Source organism: Paenibacillus kribbensis (assembly GCF_001705305.1).
GTDB classification, from domain to species: domain Bacteria; phylum Bacillota; class Bacilli; order Paenibacillales; family Paenibacillaceae; genus Paenibacillus; species Paenibacillus kribbensis_B.
Genome location: NZ_MCBP01000012.1, coordinates 109,626 through 133,822, shown reverse-complemented (window position 1 = coordinate 133,822; position 24,197 = coordinate 109,626). Strand labels below are relative to the sequence as shown.

Sequence of the window (24,197 nt, the reverse complement as noted above, 5' to 3'; positions counted from 1 at the left end):
TTAAAACGACTTTCTATAGCCTTCTTGAATAGGTGTCGATTGAATTGTCGATAAAAAGCAGACGAAATTGAACGTTTTACAGCATATTTCAGAATATGAATGGTAAAGGAGGTCATTGGAATGAGAAAAGAGCAGCGGCATACGGAGTCGGTCACAATAGATGAAACGGATGAAGTTTATGCTGAGGAGCTGGAAGCCTTTTTAATCTGGATGAAGGATGCGGGATATACAGTACATACGCAAAAAAACTATTTAGGAGATGTAAATCAGTTTTTGCGCACGTTACGGGATAAACCACTCGATCAGGTGAAAAAGATTCATGTCATGTCGTATCTGTCTAAAGCTCGGGAAGGTGGAGCTGGAGACAGTACCCGTAACCGGAAGCATGCAGCGGTGAGCAGCTTTTTCAAAGCACTGCAGGAGTTTGAATTATGCAGCACGAATCCGGCGTCCGGAATTAAAAAAGCAAAGACAGTAAGAAACCGTATGCCCGTGTACCTGGATGAACATGAAATCCGGCCATTTTTACTCGCGGTGGAAGGGAAATATGCTAGCCGGAATACGGCTATTTTTCTGCTCATGGTATATATGGGATTGCGGGTGGGGGAGGTCCACTCTTTGAATGTCTCGGATTACAGCCGGGAACGACGCACCTTGGATGTGTTCGGTAAAGGACGCAAGTGGCGTACTCTTCCAGTGCCGGATGCAGTGTGTGATATTTTAGACCGTGCAGTGGCGGAAAGATTAACGCCGTGGAGAGGGAAGGAGGATGCGATGTTCGTGTCGCAAAAAGGCCGCCGACTGGCAGTGCGCTCGATCCAGCAGATCGCTACAGAAACGTTCGAGCGATTCCAGCAAGATAAAGGTGCACAGGCTCGAGTTGCTTACTCCAGCCATAAGCTGCGGCATACGTTTGCAACGATGCTTTTGCGTAAGGGGGCCGATCTGCGTACGGTGCAGGAGCTGCTGGGGCACTCATCCATCCAGACAACCACCGTATATACACATGTCACGGATCGGGAGAAGGAAAAGGCGATGGATAAGCTGGATATTCAGATACCAGTAACGTGATTGTAAGCATATACCATGAGTGCATGGAGTAGATAAAAAACAGTTTACATAATTATTTTTATGTAAACTGATTGCAAGGGATTACACTCTAACTTAAAAATAGTACCAACGACTTTGGATTATTAATATATTTCGTGAACGGTTTACCCTTTATCATAACGCTTGGTCTTGTTTATGACTTATTTGCTCCAAATGATGCCGCATGTGCTGAATATAATCGTCAACTAACCACTGTAATGTTTCGGTGGATTGGTCCTCTTTTTGAAACCTTTTCTCAAAATCGAGTGATGAGCAGGAGTTTAACACATGTATGATTTGCTTATTTAAAAGTTTCCATAGATGTATGACATCCAAGTGAGAGAATGCTTCCTGGTACTGATTAGCTGCAACCCAATCATTTTGTGCATACGATTCAATTTTTACAGGGGATGTTGAATGCTTGATGATTATAAATCTTCGATGGTTATTCGAAGCGGAGTCGCACAGATGCCCAAGTATTTCTTTTTTAGACCATTTTCCCGGTAAAGGTTTGGCATTAAATTCATGTTGAGAGATCGAAAAGAAATCTTTTTCATGAATCTCGATGAGTCTGGTGAGTTCTTCAACAGTATTCTTCAATAGATGGTCCTCCTTATTTTTGAGCGCTTGACATATGATAAACCTTAGAATAATTCAGAATAAGCTGGAAAGCAATGGTGTTGCTGAGGATGAAATCCTGTCTTTTAGAGATAAAGAAAATGATGGATTTACAAAACCATTAAAACTAATTATCGTTATAGAAAGAAGCACTCCAAATTGCCCAATGAAAGGACTATACGTAGCATGAAAAATAAAATACTGGTTTTTGATATTGGTGGCTCTTTTATTAAATTCAGTTTATTTTTTCAAGGTGAGTTTATAAGCAAGGGTAAAGTTGCAACACCATTAGACTCACTTGAGAGCCTGCTTGCAGCTTTGAAGCAAATTCATAATGAATTTATGGATGAATGTGAAGGAATAGCCGTCAGCATGCCAGGCATTGTGAACTCGATCAGCGGTCATATGGTGCATGGAGGTTCATTAAGATATATAAATGATATAAATATGATCGAAGTTTTTGAGAAAGCGTTTCACTTACCTGTAGCGATTGAAAATGATGGAAAGTGTGCTGCTCTTGGAGAAGCATGGCGTGGCTCATTACAAGGGATTACCGATGGTGTAGTTCTGGTAGTTGGAACAGGGATGGGCGGTGGAATCATCTCTCAAGGGAAGTTGCTGAAGGGCCATCATTTATCGGCTGGGGAATTTTCTTTCATCAGAACGAACAACGAGCATGCAGACAAAGATGAATATCTGCTTGGTATGCAAGGGAGTAGTTTTGTTTTAACTAAAACCGTTGCGAAAGCCAAAGGCCTTCCTGCAGAATCTATGACAGGTGAAAAGGTATTCAAGCTCATTGAAGAAGGTGATCACACGGTCCAAAAGATTTTTCAAGAATACTGCAGGAACATCGCAACACAAATCATTAATTTGCAGACGATTCTTGACCCAGAAAAGTTTGTAATTGGGGGAGGCATATCAGCAAATCCTTTGCTGGTTAGTACCATAAGGGAAGAACTAGAGAAGCTTTATATGCATTCAACCTTAAATTTTGTACGTGCAGATATTGAACAAAGTAAATTAGGCAATGAAGCGAATTTGCTAGGTGCTATATATAACTACAAGCAATCGTTTCATCTTGAATGATGACAAAAATTATTTACGACGAGTGCCAGAAGAGTAATATAAACGAATAAAATACAAACAAAAGGGCGTGCCATTAACTTTAGACACGCCTTTTTTTGGCATCGAAGCTTATTTCGATATATTGGTTTACATAATAAATATTATGTTTACTAATTATCGATTTATGAGCCTTAATAATCGAAAGCTGCAAATGCGTCTACATTTCTTTTTCCGGAGGAGATTCAATGATCAATCCTTGGACATGTTTTCGTCCCAGAAGCTTCCGTTTTTTACGGTTTTCCTTGGTTTCGAAAATAATGTCCAGATCGTAGTCGTCAGGATACAATTCGGTAGCAGCGATGTGAAGGACGAGTCTCTTTTTATTTATGGTCAGCTTTTGTCCTTGTATCAAAATCCCTACATTACCCCGTTCATCCTCGGTTTTATAGACAATTCCAGTCCGATTCAAGTAGCCTATATAAACACTATCGCCAAGGGAAAATGGCGTGGTTGAAGGGTTTGAAGCCACTTTTTTAGGGGAAGGCTTACTTGCAACAACAGGCTTTTCATCATCAAGAGCAGGGGGCATAACAAACGGTTCCTGTGTGTTCCGAGACGTTCTGCCTGCAGAAATAGCCTGAGAACGCTCGATAATACGATTCCACATCCCCAGCTTCAAGGCAATTGCGTATGCGTAGCTTTCCCCGGCCTCGCCGATGCGAAGACGGTACAAGGGTTGCAGCGTTTCCGTATCAAACTCCATACGAGCATTTTGGAATCCCGGTGTTTTTTCAGCAAAATGCTTGATTTCGCTAAAGTGTGTTGTAGCCACTACCGTTGCCTGACGGCGGTGGAATTCTTCCAACAGTGCAATGGAGAGTCCTACGCCTTCGCCCGGATCGGTACCAGATGCCATTTCATCGATCAGGATCAGTGTGGAGTTGCCCGCCGTTTCCAAAATGCCAATCATATTGCGAATATGTGCTGAAAAGGTGCTCAACGCATGTTCAATGCTTTGTCCGTCCCCGATGTCTACCTCAATTTCCTCGAATACAGCCATTTGGCTGCCTTCCAAAACAGGTACGAGCAATCCGGATTGCACCATTAGAGTTAACAGACCAACGCTTTTGAGGGCCATCGTTTTTCCACCTGTATTGGGACCGGTAATAATGAGCGAGGAATAGCCTTGACCAATTGAAAAATCAAGCGGAACCATCGTATCTGCCATCAACGGGTGACGTGCACCATGGATATCTATAATCCCGTCATGGTTAAGCTCGACGGGCACAGCATCCAGAGTCGTGGCATATTTAGCCTTGGCTAATAAAAAATCCAGTACACCTACCGTCTCTGTGTTGATATTGAGCTCCCGGGTGTATGATTCGGCGAGGGCTGTAAGTTCTCCCAGCACTTTCATTTCTTCTTTTGATTCTTCCGCCATGTTTGCACTCTGATCAAATTGCAGGCTGACAATTTCAGCAGGTTCAACGTAAACCGTTTGACCGCTTCCTGATTCATCGAGGACGTTGCCTTTTACTTGTTTACGAAATTCTTTTTTGATTGGAAGCACATAGCGGCCGCCGCGCTGGCTAACCATATTTTCCTGCATGATAGATCGATGCCGGCTGATAAGAGAATCAAGTTTCCTCTTAATACGTTCTTCAGTGACCGTTATTTTTTTGCGAATTTTAGCCAGCTCTTTACTGGCGGTATCCGTCACTCGTCCTGAATAAATACATTTCTCGATTTCGGACAAAAGTGGCTCCATACCATACATGGAGGAAGCGTAGGCACTGACAGTTGGAGCGGCATCTGCTTTGGAACTCATGTATTTTATGAGTTGGCTGCAACTTCTTATAAACTGAGCCATGTGAGAAAAATCGCGCTCGCTGAACAAATACCCGGTTCCCAACAAGTGAATTATGTGTTCCATCCCTTCCAGTGAGGGGATGGGAACGCTTGCTCCGTAGCGTATTAACTGCAAGGCTTCGTTTGTTTCATTAAGACGAGTCCTGATTGTGTGAATGTCTGTCATAGGAACCATGGAAGCGGCGTGTTGCTTGCCAAGGTAAGAAAAAGCACATTCGGAGACTCTTGCTTTAATTCGGTCATATTCCAAACGCTGCATTGTGGTTTCATTCATGAGAAATCTCTCCTTTGGTTGTTTGTCAGGGATTTTTGGAACCTTGCTGGAAAAGAAAAAGGGCGGAGAATGAACAAATCGTTCATTCTCCGCCCATAAGGAAAGAGGGGAATTATCGACAAATAAGCCTATCCTTCAGCTTTTGCAGCCCAATCTCTACGACTCCAATTCATTCACGTATCAGCCCATTTGTAAGCTATTCAGCTCGTGAATGAAAGACGTTTAAAAGAAGGTTACAAAATCTGAAAACAAAAAAACCGCGCTGAACACAGCACGGAATAAGGCCTAGATGAGAATAATCCCTGAGGCGATTTATGATATCCGCATGTTCTTAACTAATATCAGGGGAAAAACACAGCAACAAACAAACCTGCCCCCGAAGGGTACAAGCGCCTGATGGTCTTCCCTGAATATGCAATTGCTTAGTTAAGAACGTTCACCGACATCAAAATCTCTCCCTTGATTGAGGATATATCCATACTATACGTTCAGACAAGTACAGAAGTCAAGGCCAACTCTTCAATCCGATACAAAGGTGATCAAGAGGACAAAGAAACATAATTTACGTAATAAATATTATGTTAACTTATATGAATTATGCGACGTAAAATATAGTTAGTAAAAGAGTAAAAAGGAGTCATTAAAATAAAATGAAATAGCTATTACAATCGAATTGTTAGCGCTATCACATTTTATTTACCGTAGAAAAAAAGGATATATAGGGGGAGACATCATGAATCAAGCCAAAGAATCATTAACGGATAAATTGCAAAAAATTGTCGGGCCATTTGCAAAAAAAGTTAATGGGAATATTTATGTTTCTGCAATTAGAGACGCAATGTTAGCATACATGCCATTTACATTTATCGCTTCAATATTTTTAATTATCGCTTATTTTCCAGTCACTCAAGTAACCGATTTTATAACAAAAGTTTTAGGGACTTCAGATGCAAGTGTGTGGCAAGAAAAGTTATTATACGTAAATAATGCAACGTTAGCAGTAGGAGGGTTAATCGTTGTAATTTCAATGTCAAAATCCATTGCAGATAAACTAAAAACAAACGTACTGCAATGTATAATTACAGCTGTTGTATCCTTTTTATTAGTTACACCACTTAATGTTGTAGATGGAGTCATGTACTTGGACATTTCTAGAATAAGTGCCAAGTCCATGTTCTTGTCTATTCTCATTGGGATATTCAGCACTCTTATTTATAAAAAAGTCACAGATAAGGGTTTTAAAATTAAAATGCCAGCCTCTGTACCACCAGCGGTAGCAGGACCATTTGAATCAGCTATTCCTTCTTTTATTGTTGTTACATTTTTTTTGTGTGTTAGATTAATTATTGAATTGGTATTCAATTCGAATGCTCTTGATCTAGTAAACAATATATTGGGAAAACCTCTAACTTATTTAGGAGGCTCTTTAATTGGGCTGGTTATTGTTAAAATTTTCGAGCAGTTTTTATGGTTTTTCGGATTGCATGGAACATCCATCATCCAAGCTGTTATGGATCCTATTCATCAGGTGCTTGAAGATCAAAATAAGGTGGCTTCGATCGCTGGAGAGTTACCAATGAATATTATAAGTATGAGCTTTAGAAATCACTTTGCTGGAATTGGTGTCATAGGTGCAGTGGTTTCAATTTTGATAGTAGCAAAAAGCAAGCAGTATAGACAAGTGGGGAAAATTGCAGGTGCGCCATATTTGTTCAATGTTGGTGAACCAGTTCTGTTTGGGGTTCCGTTAGTGCTCAATTTCAGTTATATTTTCCCTTTCATTTTTTCAAATGCAATCTCTACGGTAGTCGCATATTTTGCTTTTTCAGGCGGATTAGTTCCTTTACCTACCGGTTTGGCGCAAATTCCATGGACAACTCCTATAATCATTAGTGGTTACTTGGTTACTGGCAGTATTAAAGGAGCCATTCTACAATTAGTTCTATTGGCTATTACCACATTAGTTTGGCTGCCTTTTGTGAAAATGGCAGATAAAAAAGTGTATGAAGAAGAACAAGTAAGTTTATCAAAATAATAGAGCAATGGCCATTTAGGCCAATCCAATATTGATTGAAGAAAGGTGACTAGTGATGAAACTATTAAGTGCATTTTTAGCTCTTTTCTTGTTTGTCTCTTTTACGAATGTAAAAGCAACGGCTGAAGCAACATCCTTTCCCTTGAGTGAAGTAAATTCCTCAGGAATCACACCCCATTATTATAAGTATGATGCAAGTAAAAATGGATTTAAAAGTTCCCGGTCGGATATTCTTTCACCCAGCTACTATGTTTATGCCGGCAATCTCACCATAGATGAAGCCAAACATTTAATGAGCAATTTGGGCATCGTGGATAATATAAATGAATGGGGATCCACCATTCGTTTCATTGATCCGCTTAATCCGTCAGGATATGGTGAAAAAGATGCTGAAGCGTTTATAGATTTGTTATCAAATGAAATTGTGCGAAATGTAAAGGTTATCGGAATTGATGAAGGCGCAACTTTTGTGAATAATCACTTGTCAGACAAGGGTTATGCTTTAGCTGGCATTATGTTATATGGGGGTTCAATTGACGAAAATCGAAGCTTGGGTGTAGCCATTCCCGCCTATCTGAGCAACCCTTCTGAAAAAGTGCTTTCGTATTATGTTAAAGGAAACGCAGCTACCAAAAAATCATCACCGGATCAAAAGATAAAATCCTATGTGAATGAAAAGAATAAATACAAACAAGTTATAGCCAGTACCCAAAGTGAAAGTTTGTCAGAAGCCTTTCAAAACGCATGGAAAAAAGTTTTTTCAAAAAATTACCGCATGCACAATGAAGTTACAGAATTTTACAATTCAAATCCTAAGGATTATACGAATGAATATACTTTGACAAGCATTCCAATGTTTAAAGAATTGAACCTTACGTATAATCAAATGATTGATCAACCGGTTAATGGTACCGGGAAGTATATGTGGTATGAATATGTTCCTTCAGATATTAAAACATTTGCAGAAAAAACGGTTCCTCTGATCGTTACTTTGCATGGAACAGGCAATGATCCCCGAATACAAGGTGATACTAGCGGCTGGACAGAGTTAGCTTCCAAAGAAAAGTTTATCGTTGTTTCCCCTGAGTGGGAGGATAAGAGCAAGAATTTTAATCATAATGACGGTCTGGGAGATGCGGGAGTAGCAAACTTAGTCCAAGACCTTCAAAAGAAATACCCACAAATTGATCCATCAAGAATTTATATTACAGGCTTGTCAGCAGGTGGCTCTAAAACCTCCCTCTATGGAGTGAAGTACTCCAATATTTTTGCCGCCGCTGCCGCCGTGTCTGCTCCTGGTGTGGATAAGAAGGAAATTACTGAAATCTCAAAAAACTATAAAGGTGGAGCAGTTCCTTTTATGTATATGTGCGGTGATCATGATTACCTGCAAATGATTCCAGTGGATGGCTCCAGTAAGTACGGTAAACCAGGTAAATTTGAGGAAGATCCGAATGTTAGTATGTTTGAAGTCATTCAGGCCTATCAACGTATCAATAAGTTAAAAGTATCTGAAACGTATGATATGAGTGCGAATGAATACTATGGAGTCCAATTGGATAATCAGAAATGGTCCAAGCTGGGCGATAAGGATATCTATAATGGAACATTATCCAATGATCAAGGTGTAGTTGTTATGCAGTTAGCTGCGATTAAGGATTTAGCTCATTGGAACTATAAACCGGAGGCAGAGTTAATGTGGAATTTCTTGAAAAATTATCAAAGAGATGTTGATTCCGGAGAATTAATTGTCAGCAAGCATTGATCGAGCAAGCAAGCAACCAACTTTTAGCAAGGCCCGCCTTTTTTGAGGATTGCGTATATGTGATGAAGCAGCTTGAAGCAAGTAATCACAGCGACCTTAGAAGGCGTACCTTTTTTCTTTTAGTGTATTATTCCAGCTTTTTTGGGGTGTGTAGTTTGCGAAACTCATTTGGAGTCAATTGGTATGCTTCTCTGAATTTTTGGTAGAAAAAGGTGATATTATTATAACCCACTTGTTGGCTTATGTGCTCAATCGAATAGTTAGAGTTTTTGAGCAATGCGCAAGCATGGTTTAAGCGTATTTCTTGAATAATTGCAACAAAGGATTTTCCAGTGCTGCTCTTAATATATCTGCTTAAATAACTTGTATTGAAGGAAAATTTAGCAGCTACATCGCTTAAACTACAATCACCATAATGCTCCTCGATGAACTGTAAAACATCACCTATGTAATGATGATTAGTTTTTCTTAATTCCATTGACTTTTCTTTTTTGTAAGACTTTAACAACTCCGAAAATATAATAATCATGTAAGCATTAATTACATCAGCAGAGTAAAAAGACTTATCAAAGTAGCATGCTATTAAGCCGTTGACTGCATCAAATAGCGGTTCACTCTCTTGAGTATTAAAAATAATATATTGATCATGATATTGAGCTTCAGAAATTGAATTCACAATAAATTGGGAAATGATACTATTAGAAGCCAATCTGCTTAGCATGTTAGATGTAAAATATTCTTTTTTCATCAGTATATTGACGAGAAGATCATTCTCTGTAGTATTCAAAATTTGGTGAATTACATCCGTATCCAGTATGCATAAATCTCCCTTATTGAGCGTAATTGTCAGTCCATTTATATTTATTTGGACATTTCCTGCATAAACATAATTTAATTCAATAAAATCATGTGAATGCAGAGGAGTGTAGGAGAAACGATTGTGTTTATAAATTAAGAGGGGAGAGTTTTTGATGTGCTTTGAAATTTGGGGATTTTTTTCAATGAAGTGGTCAAGATGCTTCTCAAAAGTATATCTATAAACATTTTCTCCGTTAATTGTTCTGTAAATATCAAACTGGTTGGAGTTGTCTTCCATTTTATCAATCATGGATTCTTTAAAATATAGCTCTCGTTGTGTAAACATTTTCAAAAAATGAAACACCTCTTTTTTGTTCATAAAGCATTCCTCCGATGTAAAGAAAGGTTAGTCATTCAGTAAAAATAAGTCATTAAAAAAAACAATTTATTTGATAAAATGATAATTGTGAGCGCTAACATAATAATATTTTTTGCTTATTTAGTCAATGAAATATACTTATTAAAATTTATTATGAAATAGGCAAGTAAAAAAATGACAGTAGTTTAGCATTGCTGAACAAATGGAAAGAGAGATGTTATACATTGAATACGTACAGGAGTATTAAGATCAATGGTTTAGACACTGCGTTTTCAGTAGATTTGGAAAAAGACATTTTAGTGGATTGGAGCAGCTCTGACTTTAGTCAGAAAAGTTTTAATCTGAAAGTGATGTGTGAAGACGAAGTCATCTTTAAGCTGGAAAATAGGTTTAGTCCCATAAAAAGAGCATTTGTTACTATTCCATCAGCATTCCGATCGAGTGTTAGGAAGAAATACGTGCTGCAGATGGGTGTAACTGGTGAAAATGAAGAGCGGTATGATTTGGAAAGTGCTTTCTATTCTGAAAACCTGAATTTGAAGCGTGCAGAATGGATAACAAGATTAGACAATCCGATTGAGAAAGAGTATGAGTACTTTCAAGAAAAGGCGAATATTGTTTTAGAAAAAGAATTTGTTGTAACAAGTGATCTTAAAAAGTCTTTTATCGACATTTGTGGACTTGGATATTATTCGTTGTTTATAAATGAGGCAAGGGTACATGATACTTATTTGACTAGTGATATCACTAATTACGACAAGATCGTATATTATGACACGATGGATATCAGTAATTATGTTCACACAGGTAGGAATAAGGTGAGGGTTGAGTTGGGAAATGGTTGGTATAATCCCGCTCCTATTCTGATTCTTAGCAAATATAATATACGCAAACAGCTGGCCATAGGAAAACCATGTCTATTGGCTCAAATTAGCTTAACGATGTCTGATGGAAGCACGGAAATGATTAATACTGATAATACGTGGGTCTCCGGTTTTGGTCCATATTTGTCTAATGATGTATATATTGGCGAGCATTTCACGGATGCTGTTTCTAATGAATCAGCAACAACAACCAAGGTGTACGGCCCCAGCGGAAAGCTAACGCCGAGTTTGATTCCTAAAGTGAAAAGAAAGCAAGAAATTTGTCCTAAAATAATTGAATCAGCTCAATCTCATATCATTATGGATTTGGAAGAAATCATTTCTGGACAAGTTGCTTTTGATATTCAAAAAGAATTTATAGGAGAAATTACTCTTTATTATGCGGAAGATATGGGGAGTAATCATGAATTGAATTTTTCAACAACTATCAGTGGTCTTTATGGGATGTCAGATAAAAAGAATAATATTCGTTCAGAGGACCATGTCATTCAAAAGGATAAAATAACAAAAACCAAACCGGAGCAGTTGCATTTTGAAAATACCTTTACGTACCATTCTTTTCGTTATATTAAAGTGGAATTTAAACCTGCAAATCAAGTGAATCCAAATCAAGATCATAGTGGTATTTTGGAAAAAATCGTTTCGTATCGTGTCCATACGGATTTGCAAAAAATATCAACTTTTTCATCTTCCAGCACTGAACTGAATGCTTTGTGGGATGCAAGTACAGAGACTAGGTTGAACAACATTCATTCTTATTTCGAGGATTGCGCAAGAGAGCGATTTGGATATGGTGGAGATATTGTAGCACTTCTGGATACGCAAATGCTTACTCTTGATACAGAAGCCTTGCTCAAAAAAGTATTTTTAGATTTTGCAGCCGATCAAACGATACAAGGAGGAATTACACAAACAGCTCCTTATGTCGGCATCATGACTCATGGACCTTCAAATGGTTCAGGCTCAATCGGCTGGCAATTGGTTTTTCCTTCGTTAGCAGATGCGATCTGCAATAAGTATAAGGACGCAGGTTTTATAGAAAAAAATCGGGTCTATTTGGAAAAACATCTGGATTATCTATTGGGCTTTGATTATGACCATATCAAGCACTGCTGTCTTGGCGATTGGGGATCAGTGGACACAACGGTTGAGAATGGAAAGATTTATACACCGGACCAGAGCTTTTGTTCTGCATCCATGTATTTGATTATTCTAAAACGATATAAAAAATTGTTTGCATCACTGGGTGAATCAGGTTCAAGGTACAATTTGCTCTTGGAAAGAGTAGAATCTGTCAAAGCACGAATTATGGATGAATTTTATAATGAGAAAGGCTATTTTGCCACTGGCTCGCAATCCAGTTTTATGTTTGGCATTCAAGCAGGATTACTTGATCGTGAAATTCAGTCTCTTGTTGAACGGAATTTTCTGAAAAAGCTTGAACAAGATGCATGGATCTTTAAATTCGGGATTTTTGGCATGTCATGGGCGTTTGAAACATTGTCTCAATTAGGTGAAGAGCATCGCGTTTATCAGTGGTTGACCCGAATCGAAATGCCGAGTTATCGAGCCATGCTTTCAAGAGGCAATAAAGTTCTTAGTGAATATTTCCCGGAACAGGCTTCAAATCCATTGCATGCAGGTGCATCTTATAACCATGCTATGTTTTCATCGTACAGTAGCTGGATTATACGTAATCTTATTGGAATTAATGTTTCTGAATCAAATGATCAAGTCATTATTCAGCCTTACTTACCTGCTGAGTTGGATTCTGTATGTGGAGCTATCAATACATTGCAGGGTGAGGTTTCTCATGAGTGGAAAAAGCAAGGTGAAAGAAAATATGAACTGAATGTAAGTTTACCGTTGGGAATGAATTATTCTATAAAAAAACATTCGACTCATAACATTATATTTCAAGAGACAGAGGCAACTAAACAAAATAGGCTTATAACAATAGTCTATGAGGTAGTGGATAAGTATAAATGAAGAAAAAGGCTCTTTATCAGCAAAAAAAGATTGCATCAGTGTAACCATTTTAAGAAAACCGCTTGTTTTTGAAAAAAGAACGATTCAAGTCATAATTCTCATCAATCTGCAGCAAGGTCAATTGTTTTTGCACAAGGAAATAAGCAAAATGCTGCTTCACATAATGGAAAAAGACGACAGCAGACATCAGCTGCTGGCCGTACAAAATTTTGATCAGTTTATGGATGTACTAGACCATATAATATAGGAGATGTTGAGAAATGGATTACGAACAAGCAGTTATGCAATTAATTGCAAGCAGCGGAGAGGCTAGAAGTTTGAGTTTAAAGCTATACGAACAGCACGTGGTAACAATGTACAGGGTGCAGAAGAGGTACTGAAGCAGGCCAAAGAGCAGCTTACTAAAGCGCATAAGGTTCAAACAGGCTTGATTCAGGCTGAAAGCAGGGGAGAAAAAAACGAAATCTCCCTCCTGATGATTCATGCACAGGATCATCTCATGAATGCCTTGACTGTACGTGAGCTGGCTATCGAAATGATAGAGGAAATTAAAATGAGAATCGAGCTTGGAGACCAATTGAAAGGAAGAGTGAACTAATATGAAAAAAATATTACTTGCTTGCGCAGGAGGATTTTCTACCAGTATGCTGGTGGAAAAAATGAAAGAAGCGGCTCGTGCACAAAATGTGGAGATTCTAATTGAAGCATGTAGTGAAAGTAGTATAAGAGAGCATATGCCTGTTGATATTGTTATGTTGGGTCCCCAAATGGGACACGCGGAAGATGATGTAAAAAAAGAAGTCGGCAACGAGATTCCAGTCACCGTAATTAATATGATGGATTATGGAATGATGAATGGACCAAACGTGCTGAAAACAGCGTTGGATATGATTTAAGCCGTAAATTTATAAAGTGTTATCATTCCTCACATTTAAACCTTTTAGACTACTTATAAGCAGTCTAGGAGGTTTTTTACTCATGAATTGATAAGTTATGTGCAAGCATCCAAATACTGATAATTGGATAAAGTAAGGAACAAAAGTTAAATGTTAGATTATAAAACAACGACATAGAAAATTAGATTACGTAATAAATATTATGTTAACTTGATGTTGTTAGAACAGACACCATCTTTCAATTGAGAATGATAATCATTATAATTGTGATAATGAATGGAACTCGCATGCACTAAGAATTCAGCTAAAGGAGGAAGCTATAACAAGATGAAGAACCCTACCTCTCCGTCTACATTTAATGATTATTTCAATCAGATAGCCGATTCAAACCTAATGATCCATGAAAATGGCCCTACTCAAGCGTCAATACGGCATGAGCACATTTATCATATCCCTGAACAGTGGGGAGACGGTGTGCATCGCACACATTTTTTACGCAATGGCTTTGAGCTTTCGCATAGTGAAATGCTATTTCATGAGCCAGTCCAGATTTCAAGAAGTTTCGGTACGCCTTATCTGGAGCTGGCGCTGAACCTCGATTATTCCGCCGCCTGGTCCGTGGATGGCTATCGTTCAGAGCGTGAGCATGGAGGGCATGCGCTGCTCATTTACATGAATGATGTGAAGATCCACGCGGAGATGCCAGCAAGTAAGGCGATGAATCACATCGAGCTGCGCTTTAATCCATTGCTATGGGGAGAACTACTACAGGAGCTGGACATCCGTCTGGAGCAATCCTTTGCATGTATGGAAGCGCTCATTACTCCTGACATGCGAGCTATTGCTCAGGAATTGTCGTCTCACCCTTATCAGGGCATGACTCGGCAGCTTTTTATAGAGAGCAAGGCACTGGAGCTTATGGCTCTTTTTTTACAAGAAGCACGCACTGCTTCTCCTAAACGGACGACGTTGATCAAACTCAATGATGTGCAGTGTATTCATGAGGCGCGAGACATTTTACTTCGTACACTGGTTCAGCCTCCGAGTCTGATTCGGCTGGCACAGATGGTACATATTAATGAACAAAAACTTAAAAATGGCTTTAAAGAGCTGTTTGGCACGACGGTATTCGGCTTCGTGCGCCAGCAGAGACTGGAAAGAGCAAAGCAATTGCTGGAACAGGAGCGGATCTCCGTCAGTGAAGCGTCAGCGATGGTCGGGTATCGTAATTTTAGCCATTTTGCCGCGTTATTCCGTAAAACATATGGCTATAATCCGAGTGCCTACCAAAAGAACAATAATTTATCCTCTTTATGAAATCCTTCTTTTTATAAAATTCTCCTTCTAATGTTGGTGTTTCTCCCGGAATTGGCGGCGGATAACAGGAACAGAGCCGTACAATAGACGCAGGCTTAGCATTGTATTGCTGCCGTGACCTGAAAGGAGAAATGATTCATGCAACAAAAAGCGGGTATTGCCCGATTACTGCAAATCGCCGGTGAAAAGCGCGGATTATTAGCATTTTCCGCGTTATTTTCCGGTTTAAGCGCCATTCTGATGCTGGTGCCTTATGCTTCGGTGTATTTTGTGCTCAAGGAGCTGCTTGAGCATGCTGCACAACCAACAACCGCGGATGGGCCGTTTATGATTCAATGGGGGTTGATCGCTCTGGCAGGTTTGGTGGGCAGCCTCATTACGATGTACATCGGTGGAATGATCTCACACATTGCGGCTTTCCGTATTTTATACGGCCTGCGTGTCAAGCTGTCAGCGCACATCGGCAAACTGCCTCTGGGCTGGCTTAATGGCACTTCTACGGGGGCTGTCAAAAAGACACTGGAGCAGAACGTGGAAAAAGTAGAGACATTTGTCGCTCACCAACTGCCGGATATGGTGCAGGTTATCGTAACGACCGTGGTGATGATTGTCGTTATGTTTAGTCTGGACATATGGCTGGCTCTTGCTTGTATTGTGCCGATTGTGCTTGCTTTTACCGTCCAGATGACGCTGATCGGCGGCTCCAAGACACAGGATAACGTGAGAGAATATTATAATTCCTTGGAGCGTCTAAACGGGTCGGCTGTGCAATATGTTCGTGGGATGCCCGCGATCAAGGTATTTGGACAGACGGTGCATTCATTCCGTAAATTTTACTCCGATATGATGCATTATCGTGAGTATTGTGTGAAATTTACCGACCAATTCCAAACGGGCTTTCTCGTGTTTAAGGTGATTATTAGCTCATTCGCCGCTTTTGTGCTGCCTGTAGGCATCTATCTGTTAAGCGGTCATCCGGCAAATGCAGCATTTGCCTCGGTGTTGCTTTTTTTTCTGGTGATGGCCCCAGGAGTTACAGCTCCGATGTTTAAAATCATGCACCTCATGTCTTCAATGCGTGATATTAATGAAGGTGTTGATCGGATCGACCGTATTTTTAGCGAACCTGTAATGCAGGAGCCTGCACATCCACAGAAGCCGACTACCTATGATGTGGAGTTTGATCATGTTTCCTTTTCCTATGAAAATACAGAAGGAGCAAAGGAGCCTCAGGATGATGGAGAGACTCCATCGATCCAAGTGTTGTTTGGTATTACTTTTACTGCAAGACAGGGAAAGATGACCGCCTTAGTCGGTCCATCTGGCTCCGGGAAATCGACGATCGCTAATTTGGTGCCGCGTTTTTGGGATGTACAGGAGGGGGCCATTCGTATTGGCGGTGTGGACATCCGCCAGATGAGCACATCGAACCTGATGGACACGGTGGCTTTTGTATTTCAGGAGACCTTTCTGTTCTTTGACTCGGTGTTTAACAATATCGCGGTGGGTGATTCCAAAGCTTCTATGGAACAGGTCATTGCAGCAGCCAAGGCAGCCCAGTGTCATGAGTTTATCAGCAAGCTGCCGAATGGTTATGACACGCTCATCGGTGAAGGAGGAGTATACCTATCGGGGGGCGAAGAGCAACGGCTTGCGGTAGCACGAGCGATTCTTAAAAATGCACCCATCCTGGTACTGGATGAGGCCACGGCATTTGCTGATCCGGAAAATGAATACGAAATGCAGCTGGCCTTGAAAGAACTAATGAAGAGCAAGACGGTAATTGTCATCGCACACCGTTTGTCCACCATTCAGCATGCGGATCAGATTCTGGTGCTTCAGGAAGGGCATATTGCCGAACAGGGGCAGCATAGGGAGCTGCTTCATGCAGATGGTCTGTATGCTCGCTTGTGGCAAGCATATACGGATGCTGGACAATGGCAGATTGGTGCACCGGAAGAGGAGGCGGCAAAACGATGAGATTGATGCAAAATATAACGGCAGGTAATCCGCGGGTGCTGTTAAAGCCGGTATTATACACTACCTTAGCCAATATCGCAGGACTCATTCCATTTGCGCTGCTGGTAGGGGCGGCCCGTTTGATTTTCGACCCTTTCATTCATCCGGGGGCTTTGCTCCAATTGACTGGCTTATGGTGGATTAGCGGAGGGCTGCTTCTGTCACTGCTTCTGCTGTATCTGTGCGAGATTCCGGCTTATCGTTCCCAATACCGGGGAGCTTATGACGCCTCGGTAACCGGTAGATCACGTCTGGCTGAGCATTTGCGCAAGCTGTCGCTCGGTTTTTTGAACAAACGTGATCCGGGTGACTTGGCGAACATGATGATGGGTGATTTTACGCTGGTGGAGCATGGGATTTCTCATTTGGTGCCACAAATGATCGGGGCAGTAACGATGCCGCTGTTGGCCTTGATCGGGCTATCCTTCCTGGATTGGCGCATGGCTCTGGCATTGTTCGCCGCTTTTCCGGTAGCGATTCTGTTCGTATTGCTCACTTCCCGTATCCAGCGACGACTCGGTGCCAATCATATGCGGGCCAAAATTAACGCCGCCAATCGTCTTCAGGAGTATTTGAATGGCATTCGGGTGATTAAAGCTTACCAGCTGACCGGAGAGCGTTTTATACGGCTGGAGCTTGCGTTTAAAGAGCTGATGCGTCACAGTATCCGTATTGAAGGGCTGTTAGGACCCATTGTATTAGTTGCTGTTGCTTTCATGCGGTCTGGTTTGACGTGGATGATCATGATTGGAGTGTATCTACTGCTGGCAGGCCAGATGGATGTAATTATCTTTGTTTCTTTTTTAATTGTAGGAACACGTATTTATGATCCGCTGACCACTGCGCTTGTAAATTTCGCTGAATTCCGATATCACGAGCAAGCAGGGGAGCGTATCGTCCAATTGCTGAACGAACCAGTGATGCCAGGTGAGCAGCTGCCTTCGGAAAGACATGATATTGAGCTGAGACACGTAAGCTTCGGCTATAGTGGGCAGCCTGTCCTACGGGATGTGAGCATGTCTATGCCGTTCCGATCCTTCACAGCGCTTGTGGGTCCTTCCGGCAGCGGAAAAAGTACGGTCCTACGAATGATTGCACGCTTTTACGATCCGAATCAGGGCAGTGTGCTTCTGGGAGGGAACAACATGCAGCAGATGGACCCTGAAGCACTGCTGCGCAAGGTGTCTATGGTGTTCCAGGATGTATATCTGTTTCAGGATACCATTGCGAATAATATTCGATTTGGCAAAAGTAGCGCTACACAGGAAGAAATCGAAGCTGCTGCCCGCCAAGCATGCTGCCACGATTTTATATCCAAACTACCAAATGGATATAACACTTGGGTGGGTGAGGGAGGCAGCACGTTGTCCGGGGGCGAAAAACAGCGGATTTCTATTGCCCGCGCCATTCTTAAGGATTCGCCCATTGTATTGCTGGATGAGGCTACGTCTTCGCTTGATCCTGAGAATGAAAAGGATATTCAACAGGCCATTAACCGCCTGGTCCAGGGTCGAACAGTTATTGCGATTGCCCATCGACTCAAAACAATACGAAACGCGGACTGCATCGTTGTGTTGGATAAAGGCATAGTAGTGGAGCAGGGACGACATGATGAGCTGCTGGCTGACAACGGGCTGTATGCGCGATTGTGGAAAAGACAGTATGAGAGTAGAGAGTCATAGGCCGTATGAAATCATGATACAAACATTAAGAAACCGCCCCGGGAGGATGGCAAATCATACCTCCAGGGGCGATTTCTTGTGCTGTTATTCAGAATCATCGGCTATGACAGCTTGAACAGGCTGCCTGTCACGAAGCAATGGTAACAACAGCATCGCTCCGACTAAAAACAAGCCGGCGCTCACGGTATATACGGTGTCCAGGGAGGATTCGCGTTTGAGTGTTCCGCCGATACTCATACCTACGACCATCATCCCGGAGAAGAGGGGAGAGAGGGCGCCACCAACGCGGCCGATAAAAGCAGCTTCGGCATTTTTCATCATCATGGTGTTGATACCGATATGAATGCAAGGATAAAATAGGCCGCTGAATACTTGTAGTGCCATTGTCAGCACAATACTGTGCGACCATCCGACTCCAAAGGTGGCCAGTGTGCTGACCAAAAGTCCGGTCACCAGCAGCATTTGCGGCTGCACTTTTTTGGCAACTCCCATAATCATGCCGCCTCCTATCAACATAGCCGCTCCGTTCGCCATTAACGGCCATTGCAGAAATTCCTTGTTTTGTCCAAGGTTCTCGATGGCGACAAAAATCATTAAAGGCTGTATAAGTCCGACTGCCAGCCCAATTACGGTAAATGTTCCCCCAAGCGTGCGAAGTGTACGGTTATTCCATACATAACGTATTCCTTCTTTAAGCTCTTGAATGAAATGAGTTGGATGATCATGGATCTCCAGCTCTTGTTCATCTTGTGGAATACGAGTCAGAACAAACGCCGAGATGAGAAACAATATTCCTGTTATAGACAATGAAACGAAAATTCCAAAGTGTTGATAAATAAATGTGCCGATAACAGGGCCGATAACCATAAATAAAGCCATGAGAGACTGAAAAAGGGCCATGACTCCCTGAAGCTGTTCTGGTTCCACATGCTGCTTAAATAATTTCATTGCAGATGGTTGAGAAAATTGAGATAGAATTGCAGAGAAAAAAGTGGACAGTAATAGAACCTGCCATGAGCCGTACCACAACGCCAATAGCACGATGAAAATGGAAGCGGCCGATAACAGATCACAACTGATCATGGTTCGTTTGGGCCGCCAGCGATCCGCGAATGTGCCCCCAATGATGGCAAACAGAAAAATGGGTGCAAATTCCGCTACCGAAATGAGCGATACATACACGGGATCATTATGAGTCAGATCAGTTACATACAGCAGGATAGCAAAGTTTCGCACCCATATGCCTAAATTCAGGAGCGCATTGGAGGCGATGATGGTCCTTATATATGGATTTTTAAACAACAGACAACTCTCCTTTCATCCTCTCTCAGGGATAACATCCTTGAGTATGTTCAGTTCTTATTAATAAACAAAACATGATTTTGTCTACTCAACAATAGATAATATAATGAAATGTCATTGTTAAGTCAATTGTTTTTTTATAATCAGGAAGAGCTAAATGTACAAAAATTGATTTCATGAGTTGCACTTAAATGTGCAGCTTAACGATGAGGATTTGAATTGGATGTACCTTTTAAATTCATAGTGATATAATTACGCGTACATGCCTGAAAAGGAGCGTATGGAACGTAAATGAACTTTCAAGTGGACTTTTTATCTTTTTTTGTAATTCAGGTAGATGGAAAGGAAGGGCAAGGCGGTAAGTCCTACAAGCATTACGCTACGATGGATGACTATGATTATGACGAAAGCGATGTTAAAAAATTTCTGGACGGGGAATTTGCTCGTATCAGCAAACGCAAGGTCGAGAAAAACCCAAGCACGGAGCAGGCCCCGACCAAAATTGGCCGTTTTATCGTCGAGCCGGAGCATGATCTGAGCAGCAATCCGAATTTCAATATGTTCGCTCGGCTGCGAGCGGCAGAGGAGAAGGAAGAGTTTAAAAACGCATGCGACGATCTGGTGCGAATGTATCTGGATACAAGCGCGGTACGCGGTGGAGCGTTGATCATTGTACAGGCTACCTTAAATACACACTCGGACGATCCGTTTATTTTTGTGCTCAAATGCGACTTTGAACCCAAAATTGCTCGGATAACGGAAAGCAGTCTGGTCAGTGAAGTTGAAATGGCCATTTCAGCACGTAATATGAAATCCATTATGTATCCTTACATGCTGGAGGAGGGCATGAACGATGAATGGGAGCTTAAGATTCACCAATCTTCCCATGCCCGTTATTTTGAGGATTTTCTGAAATTCGTGACCTATGAGCAATCCATGCCGGAAATCGTCAATGACCATGTCATGGGTTTCGTTCAGAACTATGTAGAAACCAAATGGCCAGATGCTTCTAATGAGGAAAGACAGCAGGAAGAGCGTGAACTGGAGCTTTGGGCGGCCAGTGAAAAGCGTGATTTGCAAGGGAAATGGGAACCTCTGCAGGTCGTAGAGGCTGCACAGCACATTGTAGAGCTGAAACCGGAAATTGAAGTTCGCTTCAAGCTGGATGATACGGCTGTGCGCGGGCTGCTGTCCGACTTTGGGGCCAAGCTGCATATTACGAAGCTGCATGACAGATATGCGCTTATCATTGAAGGTGATGCATTTACCTTTGAAAAGGGCTTTTCACCGATTGAGCTGCTTCAACCGGAATCGTTTGAAACGGTGGCTGAGCGGCTGAAAGAGAAACGCCGGCAAGAAGCCGAGGATGGCGATACTCCGCCTTGGTAATTCGACTATCGTATGTGAAACAAGCTGGACTCTTATATAACTGGTCAAAAAACTGGCCTCTCGGGCGGATATTTCCGCTGCGGAGGCCAGTTTTTGTTTTCGTTTAGCTTTTTTTGCCTGTACTACAAATGCACTTTACTGATTTGATCTTTTAACTTGTCCGCCGATTGAAGCAGTCTTGCCCGTTCCTCATCATTGAGCGGAAGATCCAAAATTTCACGTACTCCGTTATGATCCACGATACTTGGGACACCCAAATATACGTCAGATACTCCGTTATAATCTTCCAGCAAGGTGGACACATTAAGTACAGACCCTTCGTCGCCAAGAATGGCGGCTACGATCCGGTCCAGGGCCAGCCCGATGGCGTAAGAAGTTGCGCCTTTGGCATCTATAATTTCATAGGCTGCATTTTTGGTGCTTTCGAAAATTTCATTTTTCGTGTCTTCGTTCAGCTCCAGTGGAGTCCCTGCAACGTTGGCCGTGCTCCATACAGGCAGCTCGGAGTCACCATGTTCACCAATAATATGAGCATGGATACTGCGTGGATCTATGCCTTTTTGCTTACCGATCAAATAGCGGAAGCGCGCGCTGTCCAATAGCGTACCTGAGCCGATGACTCTGCTTGAAGGCCAACCGCTGCGTTTCCACGAGATGTAGGAGAGAATGTCTACCGGATTGGTTGCAATCAGCAATATGCCGTGTGTATTCACCTTAACGATATTATCAATGATGCTTTCAAAAATTTCGGCATTCCGCTTGAGCAGATCGATACGCGTTTCTCCCGGTTTTTGTGAAGCACCTGCTGTAACGATAATGATGTCCGCATCACGGCAATCTTCATAATCACCTGCCCACACCTTGACACCGCCGAGAAAAGGAAGGCCATGATTCATGTCGAGCATTTCACCCTTCGCCTTTTTGACGTTGACATCAATAAAGACAAGTTCTGACATGCGTTGGCGCAGCAGCAGGGTATAGCCGGTCGTTGTGCCGACCGCTCCCATGCCGACAATGGCAACTCTACTTCGTTTGTAAGGTTTTAAGCTCATTAAATCCTCATCTCCTTCTCGGGTTGAATACCTTTTCATTTTAGAATAATCATTTAAAATTTATCTTTCCAACTTAGTTTACCGTATATGTGTACTCCACTGCAAAAAAATATGACATTTCTCCTTGACTTCAATGCGGGACTCGCCAATAATTAATCGAATGCTAGGAACATGCACTAAAGCGTTGCAGCAGCGATATTAACGTATGAAATTAGGGAAAGAGGATCATGGATATGGACTTATTTCGAAAAAAAACAGGACTACTCTCGCATGAGGAAAGCGGATCTACAGGACAGCTAAAGAGAACGATGAGCGCCTTTGACCTTACTATGCTGGGTGTAGGTTGTATCATCGGTACCGGGATTTTTGTTATCACTGGCAAGGCAGCAGCAGAAAATGCAGGTCCCGGTTTGATGCTCTCTTTTGTAATTGCAGGGATTGCCTGTGTGCTGGCTGCTTTGTGTTATGCGGAACTTTCATCTACAGTCCCCGCAGCGGGCAGTGCTTATGCATATAGTTATATTGTATTTGGAGAGATTCTGGCCTGGGTGCTGGGCTGGGACTTGATTCTGGAATACGGAGTGGCGGCCGCCTCTGTAAGCAGTGGCTGGTCTGCTTATTTTCAAGGCTTGCTGGCAGGGTTCGATATACATCTGCCCCTTGCTCTAACCGCAGCCTTCGATTCGGCCAAGGGGACCATTATTGATCTGCCTGCCGTGTGCATCATTATGTTAATCACGCTATTGCTGAGTCTTGGGGCAAGGGAGACCGTTCGATTCAATTTTATAATGGTTTGTGTCAAAGTCGGAGTTGTACTGCTATTTATTGGAATCGGAATCTTTTATGTTAAACCTGCCAACTGGACGCCATTTTTGCCTTATGGATTTTCCGGTGTTCTAAGTGCAGCAGCCATCGTATTTTTCGCTTATCTGGGCTTCGATGCGATCTCAACTGCAGCCGAAGAGGTACGTAATCCGCAGCGGACCATGCCAATTGGCATTATTTCTTCGTTGGCGATCTGTACGGTACTGTATATAGCGGTTTCGGTCGTATTAACAGGAATGGTGCCTTACACGCAGCTGGGGGTAAGCGATCCTGTTGCGTTTGCCCTACGTTTTATTCATCAGGACTTTGTGGCAGGATTGATTTCAGTCGGTGCGATTGCAGGGATGACTACTGTGCTGCTGGTGCTGCTGTATGGTCAGACACGGTTAATTTTCTCCATGTCACGCGATGGGCTTTTACCGCTATTTTTATCTAAAGTAAACGCCAAAACTCAAACACCGGTCCGAAGCACCTGGCTGGTCGGCAGCATTATCGCCTTGGCGAGTGGATTGTTTCCATTACATGCACTGACCAATCTGACGAGTATTGGAACCCTGTTCGCTTTTGCAGTAGTATCGGTGGGAGTTATCGTTCTTCGTAAGAAACGGCCGGATTTGAAAAGAGGATTTGTCGTGCCCTGGGTTCCGTTGATTCCGATTTTGAGTGCTCTCGTGTGTATCGGTCTGATGCTCCAGCTTCATATTAGCACGTGGATCGGATTCCTCGTGTGGCTCCTGCTCGGGCTGCTGATTTACTTCTTTTATGGATATCACAAAAGTTTGTTGAATCGTAAATCTTGATCGAATGATTATGGAAAAAGCCGGATTTCTGCATTGAAGTGCAGGTCCGGTTTTTTTTGTCATGACCGCGAAAAGTGTCACATAAGGTCGTTTATGTTATAATTTTGTTTCAGATAAGCTTTTGGCACGGGATTACCGCATGCCATT

Annotated in this window: 17 protein-coding genes and 1 pseudogene; 13 read left to right on the top strand and 5 right to left on the bottom strand. The window is 42.0% G+C overall.

From position 1 onward, the window contains the following. Positions 1 to 120 precede the first annotated feature (120 nt). Complete coding sequence (locus BAZ21_RS20270) at positions 121 to 1,071, top strand: tyrosine-type recombinase/integrase (protein WP_068504550.1); 951 nt, start codon at positions 121 to 123, stop codon at positions 1,069 to 1,071. Positions 1,072 to 1,224: 153 nt separating this feature from the next. Here BAZ21_RS20270 and BAZ21_RS20265 read toward each other — a convergent pair whose 3' ends face one another. Further along, positions 1,225 to 1,689 (bottom strand): DinB family protein, encoded by a 465-nt coding sequence (locus BAZ21_RS20265; protein WP_068504548.1) that lies wholly within the window; start codon positions 1,687 to 1,689, stop codon positions 1,225 to 1,227. A gap of 204 nt (positions 1,690 to 1,893) precedes the next feature. Here BAZ21_RS20265 and BAZ21_RS20260 point away from each other — a divergent pair, with 204 nt between their 5' ends. After that, a complete protein-coding gene (locus tag BAZ21_RS20260; protein ID WP_068504546.1) occupies positions 1,894 to 2,796 on the top strand; it encodes an ROK family protein in 903 nt (300 codons plus the stop codon). A gap of 196 nt (positions 2,797 to 2,992) precedes the next feature. Here BAZ21_RS20260 and BAZ21_RS20255 read toward each other — a convergent pair whose 3' ends face one another. After that, positions 2,993 to 4,918: an endonuclease MutS2 gene (locus tag BAZ21_RS20255; RefSeq protein ID WP_068504544.1), complete on the bottom strand. Its 1,926-nt coding sequence runs from the start codon at positions 4,916 to 4,918 to the stop codon at positions 2,993 to 2,995. A gap of 733 nt (positions 4,919 to 5,651) precedes the next feature. On the opposite strand from BAZ21_RS20255, the gene BAZ21_RS20250 reads away from it, so the two are divergent. Together BAZ21_RS20250 and BAZ21_RS20245 are read left to right on the top strand one after the other, a co-directional pair. Beyond that, complete coding sequence (locus tag BAZ21_RS20250) at positions 5,652 to 6,953, top strand: PTS sugar transporter subunit IIC (protein ID WP_068504541.1); 1,302 nt, start codon at positions 5,652 to 5,654, stop codon at positions 6,951 to 6,953. A gap of 55 nt (positions 6,954 to 7,008) precedes the next feature. After that, complete coding sequence (locus tag BAZ21_RS20245) at positions 7,009 to 8,718, top strand: PHB depolymerase family esterase (RefSeq protein WP_068504539.1); 1,710 nt, start codon at positions 7,009 to 7,011, stop codon at positions 8,716 to 8,718. A 127-nt stretch (positions 8,719 to 8,845) separates the two neighbouring features. Here BAZ21_RS20245 and BAZ21_RS20240 read toward each other — a convergent pair whose 3' ends face one another. Then, positions 8,846 to 9,895 (bottom strand): AraC family transcriptional regulator, encoded by a 1,050-nt coding sequence (locus tag BAZ21_RS20240; protein ID WP_068504537.1) that lies wholly within the window; start codon positions 9,893 to 9,895, stop codon positions 8,846 to 8,848. A gap of 191 nt (positions 9,896 to 10,086) precedes the next feature. Between BAZ21_RS20240 and BAZ21_RS20235 the strand changes: the two genes are divergently transcribed. From BAZ21_RS20235 to BAZ21_RS20210, 7 genes and pseudogenes are all read left to right on the top strand, one after another. After that, positions 10,087 to 12,768: a family 78 glycoside hydrolase catalytic domain gene (locus tag BAZ21_RS20235; RefSeq protein WP_256022127.1), complete on the top strand. Its 2,682-nt coding sequence runs from the start codon at positions 10,087 to 10,089 to the stop codon at positions 12,766 to 12,768. Continuing rightward, positions 12,755 to 13,015: a PTS sugar transporter subunit IIA gene (locus tag BAZ21_RS30285; RefSeq protein WP_084011779.1), complete on the top strand. Its 261-nt coding sequence runs from the start codon at positions 12,755 to 12,757 to the stop codon at positions 13,013 to 13,015. The genes BAZ21_RS20235 and BAZ21_RS30285 overlap by 14 nt, the downstream gene beginning before the upstream one ends. Before the next feature lie 13 nt (positions 13,016 to 13,028). Then, positions 13,029 to 13,366, top strand: a pseudogene (locus tag BAZ21_RS20230) (PTS lactose/cellobiose transporter subunit IIA). A 1-nt stretch (position 13,367) separates the two neighbouring features. Beyond that, positions 13,368 to 13,664, top strand: coding sequence for a PTS sugar transporter subunit IIB (locus BAZ21_RS20225; protein WP_068504534.1), 297 nt, complete (start codon positions 13,368 to 13,370; stop codon positions 13,662 to 13,664). 327 nt (positions 13,665 to 13,991) lie between these two features. After that, positions 13,992 to 14,981: a helix-turn-helix transcriptional regulator gene (locus tag BAZ21_RS20220; RefSeq protein ID WP_068504533.1), complete on the top strand. Its 990-nt coding sequence runs from the start codon at positions 13,992 to 13,994 to the stop codon at positions 14,979 to 14,981. 138 nt (positions 14,982 to 15,119) lie between these two features. Beyond that, the gene (locus BAZ21_RS20215) at positions 15,120 to 16,961 is read left to right on the top strand and encodes an ABC transporter ATP-binding protein (RefSeq protein WP_068504531.1); all 1,842 of its coding nucleotides are present in this window, start codon (positions 15,120 to 15,122) and stop codon (positions 16,959 to 16,961) included. Further along, entirely contained in the window at positions 16,958 to 18,682 is a 1,725-nt protein-coding gene (locus BAZ21_RS20210; protein WP_068504530.1) for an ABC transporter ATP-binding protein, read from the top strand. The genes BAZ21_RS20215 and BAZ21_RS20210 overlap by 4 nt, the downstream gene beginning before the upstream one ends. Before the next feature lie 84 nt (positions 18,683 to 18,766). On the opposite strand, the gene BAZ21_RS20205 is transcribed toward BAZ21_RS20210, so the two are convergent. Continuing rightward, positions 18,767 to 19,984, bottom strand: coding sequence for an MFS transporter (locus BAZ21_RS20205; protein WP_068504528.1), 1,218 nt, complete (start codon positions 19,982 to 19,984; stop codon positions 18,767 to 18,769). 291 nt (positions 19,985 to 20,275) lie between these two features. Between BAZ21_RS20205 and BAZ21_RS20200 the strand changes: the two genes are divergently transcribed. Continuing rightward, entirely contained in the window at positions 20,276 to 21,373 is a 1,098-nt protein-coding gene (locus BAZ21_RS20200; RefSeq protein ID WP_068504526.1) for a DUF3900 domain-containing protein, read from the top strand. A 122-nt stretch (positions 21,374 to 21,495) separates the two neighbouring features. Here BAZ21_RS20200 and BAZ21_RS20195 read toward each other — a convergent pair whose 3' ends face one another. Next, positions 21,496 to 22,425: an L-lactate dehydrogenase gene (locus BAZ21_RS20195; RefSeq protein WP_068504524.1), complete on the bottom strand. Its 930-nt coding sequence runs from the start codon at positions 22,423 to 22,425 to the stop codon at positions 21,496 to 21,498. Between the two features lie 233 nt (positions 22,426 to 22,658). Here BAZ21_RS20195 and BAZ21_RS20190 point away from each other — a divergent pair, with 233 nt between their 5' ends. Beyond that, positions 22,659 to 24,050 (top strand): amino acid permease, encoded by a 1,392-nt coding sequence (locus tag BAZ21_RS20190; protein ID WP_068504522.1) that lies wholly within the window; start codon positions 22,659 to 22,661, stop codon positions 24,048 to 24,050. The last annotated feature ends 147 nt before the right edge of the window (positions 24,051 to 24,197 follow it).